General features: G+C 69.2%; 10 protein-coding genes. 9 read left to right on the top strand and 1 reads right to left on the bottom strand.

Annotated elements, in window-relative coordinates:
* Positions 1 to 15: 15 nt before the first annotated feature.
* Genes LR394_RS10275 through LR394_RS10300 form a run of 6 tightly spaced genes read left to right on the top strand, consistent with a single transcriptional unit; the run spans position 16 to position 9,012 of the window.
* Positions 16 to 456, top strand: a complete 441-nt coding sequence (locus tag LR394_RS10275) for a hypothetical protein (RefSeq protein WP_231440464.1) — start codon at positions 16 to 18, stop codon at positions 454 to 456.
* On the top strand, positions 453 to 2,126 hold the full coding sequence (locus tag LR394_RS10280) for a glycosyltransferase (protein WP_231440465.1): 1,674 nt from the start codon (positions 453 to 455) through the stop codon (positions 2,124 to 2,126). Before LR394_RS10275 ends, LR394_RS10280 begins: the two co-directional genes overlap by 4 nt.
* Positions 2,123 to 3,451, top strand: coding sequence for a lipopolysaccharide biosynthesis protein (locus tag LR394_RS10285; protein ID WP_231440466.1), 1,329 nt, complete (start codon positions 2,123 to 2,125; stop codon positions 3,449 to 3,451). The genes LR394_RS10280 and LR394_RS10285 overlap by 4 nt, the downstream gene beginning before the upstream one ends.
* Positions 3,448 to 4,605 carry a glycoside hydrolase 5 family protein gene (locus tag LR394_RS10290; protein WP_231440467.1) on the top strand — a complete coding sequence of 386 codons (1,158 nt, stop codon included), beginning with the start codon at positions 3,448 to 3,450 and terminating at the stop codon, positions 4,603 to 4,605. The genes LR394_RS10285 and LR394_RS10290 overlap by 4 nt, the downstream gene beginning before the upstream one ends.
* A gap of 1 nt (position 4,606) precedes the next feature.
* On the top strand, positions 4,607 to 6,763 hold the full coding sequence (locus LR394_RS10295; RefSeq protein ID WP_231440468.1) for a glycosyltransferase family 4 protein: 2,157 nt from the start codon (positions 4,607 to 4,609) through the stop codon (positions 6,761 to 6,763).
* The gene (locus tag LR394_RS10300; protein WP_231440469.1) at positions 6,760 to 9,012 is read left to right on the top strand and encodes a hypothetical protein; all 2,253 of its coding nucleotides are present in this window, start codon (positions 6,760 to 6,762) and stop codon (positions 9,010 to 9,012) included. Before LR394_RS10295 ends, LR394_RS10300 begins: the two co-directional genes overlap by 4 nt.
* Positions 9,013 to 9,075: 63 nt before the next feature.
* Here the strand turns inward: LR394_RS10300 and LR394_RS10305 are convergent, their stop codons facing one another.
* A complete protein-coding gene (locus tag LR394_RS10305) occupies positions 9,076 to 9,981 on the bottom strand; it encodes a heme o synthase (RefSeq protein ID WP_407937018.1) in 906 nt (301 codons plus the stop codon).
* Between the two features lie 509 nt (positions 9,982 to 10,490).
* Here LR394_RS10305 and tkt point away from each other — a divergent pair.
* The 3 genes from tkt (at position 10,491) to LR394_RS10320 (ending at position 15,508) form a co-directional block, all read left to right on the top strand.
* Positions 10,491 to 12,593 (top strand): transketolase, encoded by a 2,103-nt coding sequence (tkt, locus tag LR394_RS10310; RefSeq protein WP_231440471.1) that lies wholly within the window; start codon positions 10,491 to 10,493, stop codon positions 12,591 to 12,593.
* Positions 12,594 to 12,725: 132 nt separating this feature from the next.
* Positions 12,726 to 13,841 (top strand): transaldolase, encoded by a 1,116-nt coding sequence (gene tal, locus LR394_RS10315; RefSeq protein ID WP_231440472.1) that lies wholly within the window; start codon positions 12,726 to 12,728, stop codon positions 13,839 to 13,841.
* Entirely contained in the window at positions 13,838 to 15,508 is a 1,671-nt protein-coding gene (locus LR394_RS10320; RefSeq protein ID WP_231440473.1) for a hypothetical protein, read from the top strand. Before tal ends, LR394_RS10320 begins: the two co-directional genes overlap by 4 nt.
* Positions 15,509 to 15,557 lie beyond the last annotated feature (49 nt).

A 15,557-nucleotide genomic window follows, 5' to 3' on the forward strand; every position in this document is an offset into this window, starting at 1 on the left:
TACGATCAGGGCCTCGTGGGCCGTGCATCCGAACCCTCCCCGCGGCCGCCGCGCCGGTGGCCGGCCGGGTGCGTGTTCGTCGCGGTGGTCCTTCTCCTCCTGGCTTTGCTGACCCTCGGCCAGCCGCTGCGCCCGGCCCTCACCCGCCAGCCGCAGACCTTCACCGAGCTGTACTTCACCGACTCCACCCGGACCACGACCATTCACGACGGGCCCGACGGGAAGGTCACGATGTCATTCACCATCCGCAACGCCGAAGGACGCCCCAGCGCCTACTCGTACGTGGTCACGGTGAACGGCCGCACCCAGCAGCAGGGCACCACGCCGCTGATCCAGGACGCCGCCACGTTCGACGTCACGGTGAGCGGGCTGGTCCTGCCCAAGGGCGGCGAACCGGTCCGGCTGCAGGTGGAACTGGCCGGAGGGCAGACGATCCGCACCTGGGCCCGGCGATGAGCGTCTTCTTCAGCGTGATCGTGCCCAGCTACAACGGCCTGGCCACGCTGGGCCGCACGCTGCAGTCGCTGGAGCAGCAGACCTACCCGGCCGAGCGGTTCGAGGTCATCGTCGTGGACGACGGCTCGGCTCAGGACCTTTCGCCGGTGGTGCGCCCCTTCCGGGCCCGGTACCGGCGGCTGCCGGTCAACCGCGGAGTGGCGGCGGCCCGCAACGCCGGGCTGGAGCTGGCGGTCGGGGACGTGGTCGTCGGCCTGGACGACGACTGCGTGGCCGATCCGGACTGGTTACGTGAACTGGCCAAGGGCTTTCGATCAACGGACGTGGTGGGTGCCGGCGGGGTCCTGCGGGCTACGGTGTCCCGCACCAATCCGATGGCCCGTTACCTGGCGGCCAAGGAATCGGGCACTCCCCCATTGTCCTCCAGCAGTCCCGGGCACTCCCTGGGGACCCGATTGCTGTCGTACCTCAGACAGAACCGGACCGCGCCGCCGGCCCCCGGCGAGATCGTTGAGGTGGCCGAGATCTACGGCGGGAACGCGGCCTTCCGTACCGATGTACTGCGCTCGGTCGGCGGGTGGGACGAGACGATGAGCGGGGTCGAGGACACCGATCTGTGCCGGCGGATCAAGCTGAGACGTCCCGGGGCACGTCTGGTCTCGGTCGCGGGGGCTGTGGTGGCGCACGAACCGCACATGACGGCCCTGCGGATGGTCCGCCGCGCACTGAGGCGCGGCCCGGTGACCCTGGCCTACTACCGCCGCAACGGTTTCGTGCCGCCGATCTTCCCCACCCCGTTCGTCGTCCTGCTGGGCACCCTGGGGCTGGCCTGGTTCGACCGGCATCTGTGGATCGCAGCACCGCTCTATGCGTTGCTGACGCCCCAGCTGCTGTACCCGTGGTGGGCGCACCGGGCCTGGCAGAGCCGCCGGCCGCACCCTCTGCTCTACCCGTATCTGCAGCTACTGGAGGAATCTGCCGTGGTCGCTGGGCTGTTACGTGGATACCTGCAGCGCAAACCCCGGGTGGCCGGTTACGCCCCGCTGAGATCCTGGCTGACCAGAACCGTCACCATGCGCAGGATCGGGGTCACCGACGCCGAGAAGCACGCCCACCAGGAAGGTCCCGAGGTCTGGCTGACCTTCGACGACCACGGCTCGCCGGAACAGGTGGAGCGGGTGCTGCAGATCCTCGCCGAGCACCAGGTCCGGGCGATGTTCTTCCTGGTCGGTGACTGGGCCGAGCAGCATCCCGGGCTTCTCGCCGAGATCAGCCGGGCCGGGCACGTCCTGGGCAACCACACCTACTCGCACCAGGACCTGATCGCCCTGCCCCCGACGCAGCGCGAGGAGGAGATCCTGAAGGGCGTGCCGGGCCGGCTGCTACGCCCGCCGATGGGCCGGTACAACAACGAGGTCCGGGCCCTGGCCCACGACAAGGGCTACCAGATCGCCTACTGGAGCGTGGATTCCGACGACTGGCAGGGCGTCAGCGAGGACTACATCCACGCCAAGGTGGTGCGTGAGGCCCGGCCCGGCTCGGTGATCCTCTTCCACCTGCACGCCGAGAACACCCTGAACGTGCTGCCCCGGGTGATCGCCGGGCTGCGGGCGCGCAACCTGGTGCTGGCGGCCGGCCTGGAGGCGACGATTGCCGAGGGGAGCCCGTGAGCGGCCGGATCGCCCGGCTGGCCCGGCGGTTCGCCGAGGACAGCCTGTTCCGCAACGCGGTCTTCCTGATGGCCAGCACCGGCATCATGTCGGTGCTGGGCTTCGTCTTCTGGATCTTCGTGGCCCGGCTGTACCCGACCGAGGAGATCGGGATGGCCTCCGCCGTCATCTCGATCTCGCTGCTGGTCTCCAACATCAGCATGCTCGGCCTGAACGTCAGCCTGATCCGGTTCCTGCCCGACTCCCGCGCCCCCAGCGCCGAGATCAACGCCGCGCTGCTGGTGGCCGGCGGCGTGGCGATGGCCGCCAGCGCGCTGTACGCCCTGGTCGGCACCACCCTGGCGACCTCGCTGCCGTTCTTCACCGCCGACGTCGGCCGGGGCACACTGTTCTGCGTGCTGCTCGCCGCCACCGCGGTGAACTCGCTCACCGACAGCGTTTTCATCGCCAACCGCCGGGCGCACTACCACACCGTGGCCTACACCGTCTTCGGCACCGTCCGGTTGATCATGGCCCTGGTCCTGGTCCGGTTCGAGGCGCTGGGGATCTTCCTGGCCTACACCGCGGCCGGCTGCCTGGCCCTACTGCTCAGCCTCTGGTACATGAAACGCGGCTGCGGCTACCGGCTCCTGGCCCGGCCGGCCTTCGGGCCGTTGTGGCGCACCCGCCGGTTCGCGGTGAACAACTACGTGGGGCTGCTGCTGACCGGGCTGCCCACCCAGATCGTGCCCAGCATCATCGTGGCCCGCCTGGGCGGGCACGAGGCCGCGTACTACACGATGGCGGTCAACATCGCCAACGTCCTGACCATTGTCCCGATGGCGGTGGAGCAGGCCTTCCTGGCCGAGGGCTCGAACTCGGCGGCCGAGGACCCCGCGCGCCGCAGGCACTGGAAGGCGGCCCGGCTGCTGTTCTCGATCATCGTGCCGATGGTCGCGATCACCCTGCTGGCCGGGCCGTACCTGCTGCACATCTTCGGCCGGGAGTACGCCGAGGGCAGCACCCGACTGCTGGAGATCCTGGCCGTCAGCACGATCTTCCTCGGGGTGAGCGCGCTGTGCACCAGCATGCTCAACATGCAGCAGCGCACCGGCTGGATCATCGTGGTCCAGGGCGCCACCACGGCGGTGATCCTGACCTGCGCGCACCTTTTCCTGCCGCTCGGGCTGCAGGGCATCGGCCTGGCCTTCCTCACCGGATCGGCAGTCGGCGCCGGAGCCCATGTCACCATTCAGATTCTGCACCACCGGCGCGCAGATCCACGCACCGGCCAGATACCGCACGCCCAAGATCCGATCGGGCCGTCCCGGGAGCGCGTGCCGTGACCCGGAACGTACTCGGCGTCCTGGCCGCTTTGGTCGCGCTCGTCACCGCCGCTCTCACCCTGATCAGTACCTCCTCCAGCCCTGAGGATGCCTCAGTCTTGCCGGACCAGAGTTTTGGGTTTCCCCTGGGGTCAGACACTTTCGGGATTGCCGCCGGAAGTTCGCTGCCCTCGCTGACCGAACCGGAACTGGATCAGCAACTGTCGGGAATGGCCGAGCTCGGCGCCACCTGGGTGCGCTTCGACCTGGACTGGAGTCAGATCGGTGCCGCCGGGCCGGGCCAGTACGACTGGGGCGTGCCCGACCGGCTGGTCGCAGCGGTGACCGCCAAAGGTCTGCAGCCGTTGGCGATTCTCGACTACACGCCGGAGTGGGCCCGGGCCGAGGGCTGCACGAACGGCCCGGCCTGCGCCCCGCGCGAGGCGGCCGATTTCGCTACGTTCGCGGCCGCCGCCACCGCCCGCTACTCCGGAATGGGTCTGCGCACCTGGGAGATCTGGAACGAGCCGAACCTGAGCCAGTTCTACGCCCCGCGGCCCGATCCGGCCGGGTACACCGCCCTGCTGCAGGCCGCCTACGCCTCGATCAAGGCGGTGGATCCGGGCGCGATGGTGATCACCGGCGGCACGGCTCCGGCCGGAACAGCGCAGGACGGCTCCACCCTGACGGCCAAGGAGTTCCTGGCTCAGGTGTACCTGGCCGGTGGGCAGGGCTCTTTCGACGCCGTGGCCCATCACCCCTACACCTTCCCGTACTCACCGGCCACCGCGTATTCCGGTGGCGCCTGGAGCGACCTGAGCGCGCTGCACACCATCATGTCCAGCTACGGCGACGGTAAGAAACGCATCTGGGCAACCGAATACGGCGCTCCCACCGGTGGACCGGCCGACATGGCCCAGAAGGACGTGCGCCGGCCCTACGACGGGGTCAGCCATGTCTCCGAACCGCTGCAGGCCACCATCGCCGGCAACGCGATCCGGCGGTACCAGCGCATCGCCTGGGCCGGGCCGATGTTCTGGTACTCGTACCAGGACTCCGGCTCCGACGCGTCCTCGATCGAGAACTTCTTCGGCCTGGTGCGCACCGACGGCACCCGCAAACCCGCGTACGACGCTGTCCGCGACGCCATATCCCCTGCGTCGGAGGACAAGTGACATGAAGATCATGGTGGTCGCGCCCTACTACGCACCGCAGGTGGGGGGCCTGGAGAACTACGCGCTGAACGTCGTCCAGGCCCTGATCGCGCAGGGCCATGAGGTCGTCGTGGTGACCAGCGGCACCGGGAACTCGCCGGGAGTGATCAGGCTGCGAGCCTGGCTCAAGGCCTCCAACACACCGGTGAACCCGCTGTGGTACTGGCAGCTCAAGCGGCTGGTGGGCCGCGAGCGTCCCGACGTGGTAATGGCGCATACCCCAGTACCTTTCATTGCCGACCTGGCGGCCCGGGCGGCCGGAAGCACCCCCTTCGTGCTGATCTACCACAACGATCTGGCCAAGGACTCCGGAGTGCAGAAGGCGATCGTGGCCGCCTACTGGCGCCTGCTCGGGCACGGCACCCTGGAGCGAGCCGACCGGATCGTCACCACGTCGGAGCGCTACGCCACCACTTCCTCTTTCCTGAAGCAGTATTCGGCCAAGGTCGACGTGATTGCGCCCGGGGTGGACACCCGCCGGTTCCATCCGCAGGTCGACACCAGCGCCGTCAGTCAGCCCGATCGGCAGGTCGTCCTGTTCGTCGGCTCGCTGCACCGCAGCCATGCGCACAAGGGGCTGGATCTGCTGATGCGGGCGGTTGCCGAGCTGCACGCCGAGAATCCCCGGGTGCAGCTGGTCGTGGTCGGGCGCGGCGACGGTCTGCCGGAATATCGTTCTCAGGCAGCAAATCTCGGCCTGGACGTGACCTTCACCGGTTTCGTTGCCGACGAGGACCTGCCGGCCTACTACGCTGCGGCCGACGTCTTCGTTCTGCCCTCCACCAACATGGCCGAGGGGTTCGGCATGGTGCTGCTGGAGGCGAGCGCCTGCGGTACCCCGGTGATCGGGACCAACGTGGGCGGGATACCGGCGGCTCTGCAGACGGTCGGTTCGTCCAATCTGGCCGAGCCTCGGGTGGATTCGATTGCCCAGCAGCTGAGGAAGGTTCTGGCCTCTGACGAGAAGCCGGCGCCGGTCACCAGCACCTGGGACGACGCTGCCCGCCGGACCGAGCAGAGCCTGCTGGCCGCCCGGCGTCCCCGGATCGCCCTGATCCACAACATGATCGCCCCGTACCGGCTGGCCCTGTTCCGCGAGCTGGCGGCCGAGGTGAACCTGCGGGTGTTCTTCACTCAGGGCGCCGGCAAGGACCGGCTCTGGCAGGCTTCGGTCGACGGCAACTCGTTCGACGCTCGCGTTCTGCCCTCGGCAATGCTGGGACCGGTCGCCCTCAATCCCGGCGGTTTTCGCCGCCTGCGGCGATCACGGTTCGACGCTCTGATCACCAACACCGATCCGGACACGGCACCGCTGTCGCTGGCCGGGCTCCTCCTGGCCCGGCTGCGCCGGCGGCCGGTGGTGGTCTGGTCGGAGGTGACCGATGACGTCGTCCGTTCAGTTCCGTTGCCGGTGCCGGGGCTTGCCCGGCTGGTCCGCGGCTACCGGCGGCTGTTCCTGAACCGGGCCACGGTGGTTCTGGCTTTCAGCGAAGCTGCCCGCACCTATCTCAGCGACTTTGCCGGGAAGGTGGTCCGTACACATCAGGTAGTTCCGCCGGAACTGCTTCCGCCGGCGCAGGAACAGCCTTCGCGGGACGGCCGGACGTTCCTGTACGTCGGCTATCTCACCGACCGGAAGAACGTCGACCTGCTGATCCGGGCCTTCCAAGAGCTGACCGACCCGCGGGCGCGGCTGTTGATCGCCGGGTCCGGACCCCGGGAAAACGCTTTGAAGCTCAGGGCCGGTAGCGACACCCGAATCTCCTTCCTGGGATACGTGGACGGGCAGCGCAAGGCCGAGTTGTTCTCGGCCAGTGATGTTCTCGTTCTGCCGACCAGGCACGACTGCTGGGGGCTGGTGGTCAACGAGGCGATCCACTACGGCCTGGCCGTGATCGTCACGGCGGCCGCCGGTGCCAGCGAGCTCATCGACGATGCCCGCGGCGTGGTGGTGCCCTCCGAGGACCAGGCGGCGCTGACCGCGGCGATGGCCGGGCTGATCGCTGATCCGGCCGCCCTGCGCGCGGTGCAGAACAAGAACCTGAACTCACCCGACGTTTCCGATGTCCGCAGCGCGGTGCGGGCGATGAGTCAGGCCGTCCGTCAGGCCCTGGCGTGACGGCGCTGGCGCTCGTCCCGCTGATCCTCTGGGACCTGGCCTGGCTGCTCCTGCCCGCGTCGCTGACCGGGATCGTCGCGGTGCTCGGTCTGCCGGTGATGCTGCTGCCCGGGGCCCTGATCGTGAAGGCCCTGGGCGGGCGCCGGATCAACGCGGTGAACGGGGTTTTCGCGGTCGGGCTGAGCGTGATCTTTCTGTACCTGGTCGGGCTCGGCGCCAACTTCCTGCCGCAACTGGCCGGCCAGGAACGCCCGCTGGACACCCCGGCGGTCTGGGTGCTGTTCAACTTTGGGTATCTGGTCACCTTTGGTTTCGCTTTTGGACGTCGGTCCGCGCCGGTCGAGTTGCCTTCCGCGGCAGAGAAACCGCGCGGGCCGTGGTGGATCGCCCCGGCGTTGTCGGCGAGCGCCGTGGCCGCTGCGGTGCTGGCGGTGCTCGGAGCCGTCACGCTGAACAACGGCGGCAGCAGCGACCTGGCCATTCGCGCCCTGATCCTGGTGGTCGTGGTGGCCCCCGCCGGGTTCCTGCTGCGCCACCGGGTGGGCGATCTGACCCTGCTCACCGTCATCGCCGCGACCACGCTGGCGCTGCTGCTGGCCACCTCGATGCGCAGCTGGTACGCCAGCGGCCAGGACCTGCAGCACGAGTTCCAGGTGTTCATGCTGGCGCACCAGCAGGGGGTCTGGGACGTGAGCACCTACCGGGACCCGTACAACGCCTGCCTGAGCCTGACCCTGCTGCCGGTCTCGCTGACCGAGTTGCTGCGGGTGCCGGGCGAAGTGGTGTTCAAGGTCGTCAACCAGATGCTGTTCTGCGTGGTTCCGCTCACGTTGTTCACCGTGGCCCGGCCCTTCCTCGGCCGGGGTGGCGGCTACCTGGTGGCGTTCCTGTTCGTCGGCCTGCCCACGTTCAGCGTGGACGTGCCTTTCATCACCCGCCAGCAGATCGCCTTCGTCTTCGTCGCCTTGGCCTTGGCCGCCCTGTTCACCACCGGCGAGGGCTGGGTGCAACGGCGTCGCGGGCTGCTGTTCGGGCTGATGGCCGGCGGCGTGATCGTCTCCCATTACTCCACCGCATACCTGTTCGTGGCCGCGGTGATCATCGCCTTCACGCTGCACCGCCTGTACCTGCTGGTCGGACGGCTGCGCCAGAGGCAACCGGCCGCCGAGGACCGCACGAACATTCCCGTTCTGGCCCTGCTCGCAACGGTCCTGATGGCGGGAGTCTGGTTCGGCCCGGTCACCCAGGCCTCTGGCGACCTGGTCCAGAAGCTCGGCAAGTCCGCCCCCAGCATCCTCGAACTGGTGGCCGACCCGGGGCTCGCCCTCCAGTCACTGGGCCAGCCGAACGCCGGGGCCGAGTCCGAACTGGAGCAGTACGTAGCCTCCAGCGTGGTCGTCGACAACCCCGATGTCCCAGCGCTGGCCCGCGAACTCGAACTGGCCGAGACCGAGGACCGGCCAGTCTCCGCAGCAAGCCGCTGGGTGGCCTCTATAACCGGGGTAGATCCCTCAGCCCTGCTGTCGTTCTTCTACTACGGCGTGGGCAGCAAGCTCTACCTGCTGGGCTGCGGTGTGGGCACGCTGCTGCTGTTGTTCAGCCGCCGGATTCGCCAGCGGTTCCAGCAGATGCCGGTGCTGTACCCGATCTGGGCATTCGCCGCGGCATTCGTGGTGGGGCTGCAGGTGCTCCTGCCGGGCCTGGCCGCGGACTACGGCATACCTCGGGCCTTCATGCAGGCGTTCCTGGTGCTGGGCATACCCATGGTGGTCGCCGTACGTCTGCTGTTCTCGAGGGTGAGGCGCAGGCGCTGGCTAGAGGTCGCGCTACCGGCCGTCCTGCTGGTGGTCTATTCCGGTCTGGCGCCGCAGCTCACCGGGGGTCTGCACCGTCAGCTCAGCCTGGAGAACGCCGGCTCGTACTACGGCACGGTCTACCCCACCGACGCCGACACCAGGGCCGTGTTGTGGGTAGGCGACAACATTCCGGAGGGTTCCAAGGTCAACTTCGCCGACTTCGCCGCGGCCTACGGCTACCACCCGACATACCCCTACGACTTCACTGCCCCTGGTTTGTTCCCGTTCCAGGTCAAGCGCGGTGACTACGTGCTCCTGGCCGGTTCGCAGACCGAGGACCACGTGGTCTACACCTTCGGCAGCCGGATCGGCCTGAAGATCACCCCGGAGGTCTACGCCTCCTCCGAACTGCTCTACAGCTCGGGCACGGTGCAACTCTTCCGCAAGCTCTGAGGAACTGGGCGCAAACGACCAAGGGCCCGAGGACGTCCTCGGGCCCTTGACGAAAGGTGGCTGCTAGAAACGCAGCAGAGGGTCGATCGCGACCGCCAGGAAGATCACCGTCAGGTAGGTGATCGAGCCGTGGAACAGGCGCATCGGCTTGAGCTCGCGCTCCTCACGCTTGGCCTGGCCGTACAGCTGGTGCGCCTCGTAGAGGAAGTAGGCACCGGTCAGGGTGGCCCCGATGGTGTACACCCAGCCGGTGTCGGCCGCCGGGATCAGCAGGAACGACCAGAGCACCATGGCCCAGGAGTAGATGACGATCTGCTTGCCGACGACCTTGGGGTCGGCGACCACCGGCAGCATCGGCACACCCGCGTTGGCGTAGTCGTCCTTGTACTTCATCGACAGCGGCCAGTAGTGCGGCGGGGTCCACAGGAAGACGATGCCGAACAGGATGAACGGCGCCCAGCCGAGGCTGTTGGTGACCGCCGACCAGCCGATCAGGGTGGGCAGGCAGCCGGCCACCCCGCCCCAGACGATGTTCTGCGGGGTGCGGCGCTTGAGGATCATCGTGTAGCCGACCACGTAGAGCAGGATCGCGGCCAGGGCCAGGACCGCCGAGAGCACGTTGACCAGCACCGCCAGCACCGCGACGGCGATCGCGCCGAGCGCCAGGCCGAAGGTGAGTGCGCCGCGCGGGCTGACCTCGCCGGTGACCAGCGGGCGCTTCACCGTCCGCTTCATCTCCGCGTCGATGTCGCGGTCGATGTACATGTTCAGCGCGTTGGCGCTGCCCGCGGCCAGCGAGCCGCCGAACAGCGTGGCCAGCACCAGCCCGAGCGAGGGCACCCCGCGCTCGGCCAGCATCATCGCCGGCACCGTGGTGACCAGCAGCAGCTCGATGATCCGGGGCTTGGTGAGCGCGATGTACGCCAGCACCGAGCGACGCAGGTTGTGCGAGCGCTTGGCCTGGACCAGGAAGAGCTCGCTCTCCCCCTCCAGCTCCGGGAAGGCGGCCCGCAGCGCCGGCACGGTCGGGACATGCCTGGGCGGCGCCGTCAGCCCCGAAGGCGGCGCTTGGCGAGGTTCGACAGCAGTCACAATTCCCTCGATGTTCAAGTTCGGTCGGGCGTCACTCTACGCGGGGCCCCGGACCCGGAATGAGGCGGCACCCCGTAACGCTCTCCAAAGGTCGGCAGAACTGCACGGTAACCCCAGCCCTGGGGGCGCACCGATCCGGGGCGGATCCAGGGATCATGCGTTGTCCCAGTTCAGCCCGGGCGGATGCGTTCCGAAGTCGGATGCGACGCCACTTCGTACCGCCTCGGGTAGGGCCGGAAGTCCACTCACCTACGGTTAGGTCTGTCCGGACATCAGGGTCGCTGCCCGGCCTGCAAGAGTGCACGCGCGCCTGGAACAGCTGTACCCCCTGGGCCGGACTAGGCTCGATCTTGAGAAAACCATGTAAGGGAAGGACCCAGATCGTCGTGACAGACACCGCGGCAACTAGCGCCACCTTCGAGTGGACCGACCTGGACAAGCGCGCGGTGGACACCGTGCGCCTGCTCGCCGCGGACGCGGTGCAGAAGGTCGGTAACGGTCACCCCGGCACGGCCATGAGCCTCGCGCCGGCGGCCTACATGCTCTACCACAAGGTCATGAAGCACGACCCGAGCGACCCGAACTGGGCCGGCCGGGACCGCTTCGTTCTGTCGGCCGGGCACTCCAGCATCACCCAGTACGTCCAGCTCTACATGGCCGGTTACGGCCTGGAGATGGACGACCTGAAGGCCCTGCGCACCTGGGGCTCGCTGACCCCCGGGCACCCCGAGTACGGCCACACGGCCGGCGTCGAGATCACCACCGGCCCGCTGGGTCAGGGTCTGGCCTCCGCGGTGGGCATGGCGATGGCCGCCCGCCGCGAGCGTGGCCTGTTCGACCCGCAGGCGGCCGCGGGCGCCAGCCCGTTCGACCACCACGTGTACGTCATCGCCTCGGACGGCGACCTGCAGGAGGGCGTCACCGCCGAGGCCTCCTCGATCGCCGGTCACCAGGAGCTGGGCAACCTGGTCGTGGTCTACGACCAGAACCACATCTCCATCGAGGACGACACCGACATCGCCTTCACCGAGGACGTGGCCAAGCGCTACGAGGCCTACAACTGGCACGTCCAGAAGGTCGACTGGACCGTCACCGGCGAGTACGTCGAAGACGTGAAGGCCCTGTGGGACGCGTTCGAGGCGGCCAAGGCCGAGACCTCGAAGCCGTCGATCATCCTGCTGCGCACCATCATCGCCTGGCCGGCCCCGACCAAGCAGGGCACCGGCGCCTCGCACGGTTCCGCGCTCGGCGCGGACGAGATCAAGGCCACCAAGGAACTTCTCGGCTTCCCGGCCGACGAGGACTTCTACATCGCGCCCGAGGTGTTCAAGCACGTTCGCGGCGCCGTCGAGCGGGGCGCGGCGACGAAGGCCGCCTGGCTCGAGGGCTTCGAGAAGTGGGCCGCGGCCAACCCGGAGCAGGCGCAGCTGCACGAGCGTCTGGCCGCGGGCCGGCTGCCCGACGGCTGGGAGAAGGCCCTTCCGGTCTTCCCGGCCGGCAAGGACGTCTCCACCCGTAAGGCCTCCGGCGCCGTCCTGGACGCCCTGGCCCCGGTGCTGCCCGAGCTGTGGGGCGGTTCGGCCGACCTGGCCGAGTCGAACAACACCACGATGAAGGGCGAGCCGTCGTTCGTCCCGGCGCACCGTTCCACCGACACCTGGACCGGTAACCCGTACGGCCGCACGCTGCACTTCGGCATCCGCGAGCACGCGATGGGCTCGATCCTGGCCGGGATCCGGCTGCACGGCAACACCCGCCCCTACGGCGGTACGTTCCTGCAGTTCAGCGACTACATGCGCGGCGCCGTCCGGCTCACCTCGCTGATGAACATCCCGGTCACCTACGTCTGGACCCACGACTCGATCGGTCTGGGCGAGGACGGCCCGACGCACCAGCCGGTCGAGCACCTGGCCGCGCTGCGGGCGATCCCGAACCTCTCGATCGTGCGTCCGGCCGACGCCAACGAGACGGCCTGGGCGTGGCGCGCCAACCTGGAGCGCAACTCCGGTCCGGTCGGCCTGATCCTGTCCCGCCAGAACCTGCCCACCTTCGACCGTGAGGCCCCCGGCTTCAACGGCGCCGAGGGCGTGGCCCGGGGCGGTTACGTCCTGGCCGAGGCCGACGGTGGCGACCCGAAGGTCATTCTGGTCGGCACCGGCTCGGAGGTTCAGCTGGCCGTTGAGGCGCGCGAGCGTCTGCAGGCCGAGGGAATCCCCACCCGGGTCGTGTCGTTGCCCTGCTTCGAGTGGTTCAACGAGCAGGACGCCAACTACAAGGCCAGCGTCTTCCCGCACACGGTCAAGGCGCGGGTCTCGGTCGAGGCCGGCCTGTCCCTGGGCTGGCGCGAGATCGTCGGCGACGCCGGCCGCAGCGTCTCGGTCGAGGGCTACGGCGCCTCCGCCGACTACAAGCGCATCTTCAAGGAGTACGGCGTGACCGCGGACGCGGTCTACGAAGCCGCCAAGGAGAGCCTGCGCGGCGTCGAGTAACACCCAGCACCAACGCTTTTCCAGTACCACCCGGTCCGCCGCCTGTGCCGAGGTTGTCACAGGCGGTCGGCCGGTCACGATGATGAGCCGTGCGGACGCCGCACGGCGACCGTATGCAGGAGGCACATCTCAATGAGCAACGCTGTCAAGGACCTTGCCGCCCACGGCGTCTCGGTCTGGCTGGACGACCTCTCCCGGGAACTGCTGGAGAGCGGCGACCTGCAGAAGCTGATCGACGAGCGCAACATCCTCGGGGTCACCACCAACCCGACCATCTTCGCCAACGCCCTGGCCAAGGGTGACCGCTACCAGTCCCAGGTGGACGCGCTGGTCGCCAAGGGCGCCGACGTGGACTCCGCGGTCTTCGAGATCACCACCGACGACGTGCGCGCCGCGTCCGACGTGTTCAAGCCGGTCTTCGACGCCACGAACGGCCAGGACGGCCGGGTCTCGATCGAGGTCGACCCGCGTCTGGCCCGTGACACCGACGGCACGATCGCCTCGGCCAAGAAGCTGTGGGCCACGGTCGACCGCAAGAACGCGATGATCAAGATCCCGGCCAGCGTCGAGGGTCTGCCGGCGATCACCGCCGTGATCGCCGAGGGGATCAGCGTCAACGTCACGCTGATCTTCTCGCTCGAGCGTTACCGCGCGGTCATGGACGCCTACCAGGCCGGCCTGGAGCAGGCCAAGGCCAAGGGCATCGACCTGTCCACGATCCGTTCCGTCGCCTCGTTCTTCGTGTCCCGGGTGGACACCGAGATCGACAAGCGCCTCACCGCGATCGGCACCGACGAGGCCCTGGCGCTGAAGAGCAAGGCCGGCGTGGCCAACGCCCAGCTCGCCTACCAGGCCTACGAAGAGGTCATCGCGGCCGCCCGCTGGCAGGAGCTGGCCGCGGCCGGCGCCCACGTGCAGCGTCCGCTGTGGGCCTCCACCGGTGTGAAGGACCCGTCCCTGCCGGACACCCTGTACGTCACCGAGCTGGTCGCCAAGGACACGGTGAACACCATGCCGGGCGCCACCCTCGAGGCCACCTTCGACCACGGCGTGATCAAGGGTGACTCGATCACCGGCAACTACGCCGCGGCCACCGAGACCATGAACGCCCTGGCCGGCGTGGGCATCGACTACAACGACGTGGTGAACCTGCTCGAGGTCGAGGGCCTGGACAAGTTCGAGAAGAGCTGGTCGGACCTGCTCGGCACGGTCACCGACGAGCTCGAGCGCGCCAAGGCCCGCGCATGAGTGACGCCGAGGTGTGGCCCGCCGACGACGTGGCGGCCGACGTGGTCGTCACGCCGGCCGGCGTGGACGCCCTGAAGGCGATCGAGAAGCACCTGCCCGCCCTGGTCGCGGACAAGGTGGCCTCCCGGATCGCGCAGAAGGACCCCACGCTGTGGGGCGAGGCCGCGGTCTCCGAGGCCTCGATCCGGCTGGGCTGGGTGGCCCTCGCCGACACCTCCCGGCCGCTGGTCGAGCCGATCGAGACGCTGCGGGCCGAGCTGCTGGCCGAGGGTGTCGACCGGGTCGTGCTGTGCGGCATGGGCGGCTCGTCGCTGGCCCCCGAGGTGATCACCAAGAGCGCCGGCGTGGAGCTGGTGGTGCTCGACACCACCGACCCCGGCCAGGTCCGCTCGGCCCTGGTCGAGCTGGAGCGCACGGTCATCGTGGTCTCCAGCAAGTCCGGCGGCACGGTCGAGACCGACAGCCAGCGCCGGGTTTTCGAGGCGGCCTTCACCGCCGCCGGGATCGACGCCAAGACCCGCATCGTGATCGTCACCGACCCGGGCTCGCCGCTGGAGAAGGCCTCGCAGGAGGCCGGCTACCGGGCGATCTTCCAGGCCGACCCGACGGTCGGCGGGCGCTACTCGGCGCTCACCGCGTTCGGGCTGGTGCCCTCCGGTCTGGCCGGGGCCGACATCGGTGCCCTGCTGGACGAGGCGGCCGGGGTCAGCGACCAGCTGGCCGAGGACGTCGAGGCCAACCCGGGCCTGGTGCTCGGTGCGGTGATCGGCGGCTCGCCGGCTTCGGGCGGCGGTTTCCGCGACAAGGTGGTCTTCGCCGACTACGGCTCGGGGATCAGCGGTTTCGGCGACTGGGCCGAGCAGCTGATCGCCGAGTCCACCGGCAAGGAAGGCACCGGCCTGCTGCCGGTCGTCGCCTCCCCCGCCGCGCCGGACGTCACCTCCCCCGGTGACGACACCGTCGTGGTGCGGCTCTCGCCGATCGGCTCGGACGCCACCACCGCCCCGGCGGACGCCCCCGCGGCGTCTGCGGTCACGGTGAACGGTCCGCTCGGGGCACAGTTCCTGCTCTGGGAGTACGCCACCTCGGTGGCCGGCCGCCTGGTCGGGATCAACCCGTTCGACCAGCCGGACGTGGAGAGCGCCAAGCAGGCCGCCCGCGGCATGCTCGACGCCCGCCCGGAACCGGCCGCACCCGACGCGGTGGACGCCGGCATCGAGATCCGGGCCACGCCCGGCCTGCTCAAGGGCGCCACCACGGTCGAGGCGGCCGTGGACGCGCTGCTGGCCGAGCTGCCCAGCCGCGGCTACCTCGCGGTGATGGCCTACCTCGACCGGCTCGCCGAGAGCGAGCTGGAGAAGGTGCGCGACCCGCTGGCCAAGCGCACGAACCGGCCCGTCACCTTCGGGTGGGGGCCGCGGTTCCTGCACTCCACCGGGCAGTTCCACAAGGGTGGTGCCCCGGTCGGGGTCTACCTCCAGATCACCGCGGGCAACGCGAAGGACCTGGAGATCCCGGACCGGCCGTTCACCTTCGGGGAGCTGATCTCGGCGCAGGCCGCCGGGGACGCGACCGTGCTGGCCGAGCACGACCGGCCGGTGCTGCGCCTGCACCTGGCCGACCGGGAAGCCGGTCTGGCCAAGCTGATCCAGGTGCTCAGCCGCTAGGGCCCGGGTGCCGGCCACCGGTTCACCGGTGGCCGGCACACCACTTCCG

Origin of the sequence: Kineosporia babensis (assembly GCF_021129305.1) — a bacterium.
GTDB lineage: Bacteria > Actinomycetota > Actinomycetes > Actinomycetales > Kineosporiaceae > Kineosporia > Kineosporia babensis.

Excerpts from the sequence above, each read along its gene's own strand:
- LR394_RS10295 (WP_231440468.1), top strand. The coding sequence starts at position 4,607 with ATGAAGATCATGGTGGTCGCGCCCTACTACGCACCGCAGGTGGGGGGC.
- tal (WP_231440472.1), top strand. The coding sequence starts at position 12,726 with ATGAGCAACGCTGTCAAGGACCTTGCCGCCCACGGCGTCTCGGTCTGG.
- LR394_RS10280 (WP_231440465.1), top strand. The coding sequence starts at position 453 with ATGAGCGTCTTCTTCAGCGTGATCGTGCCCAGCTACAACGGCCTGGCC.
- LR394_RS10320 (WP_231440473.1), top strand. The coding sequence starts at position 13,838 with ATGAGTGACGCCGAGGTGTGGCCCGCCGACGACGTGGCGGCCGACGTG.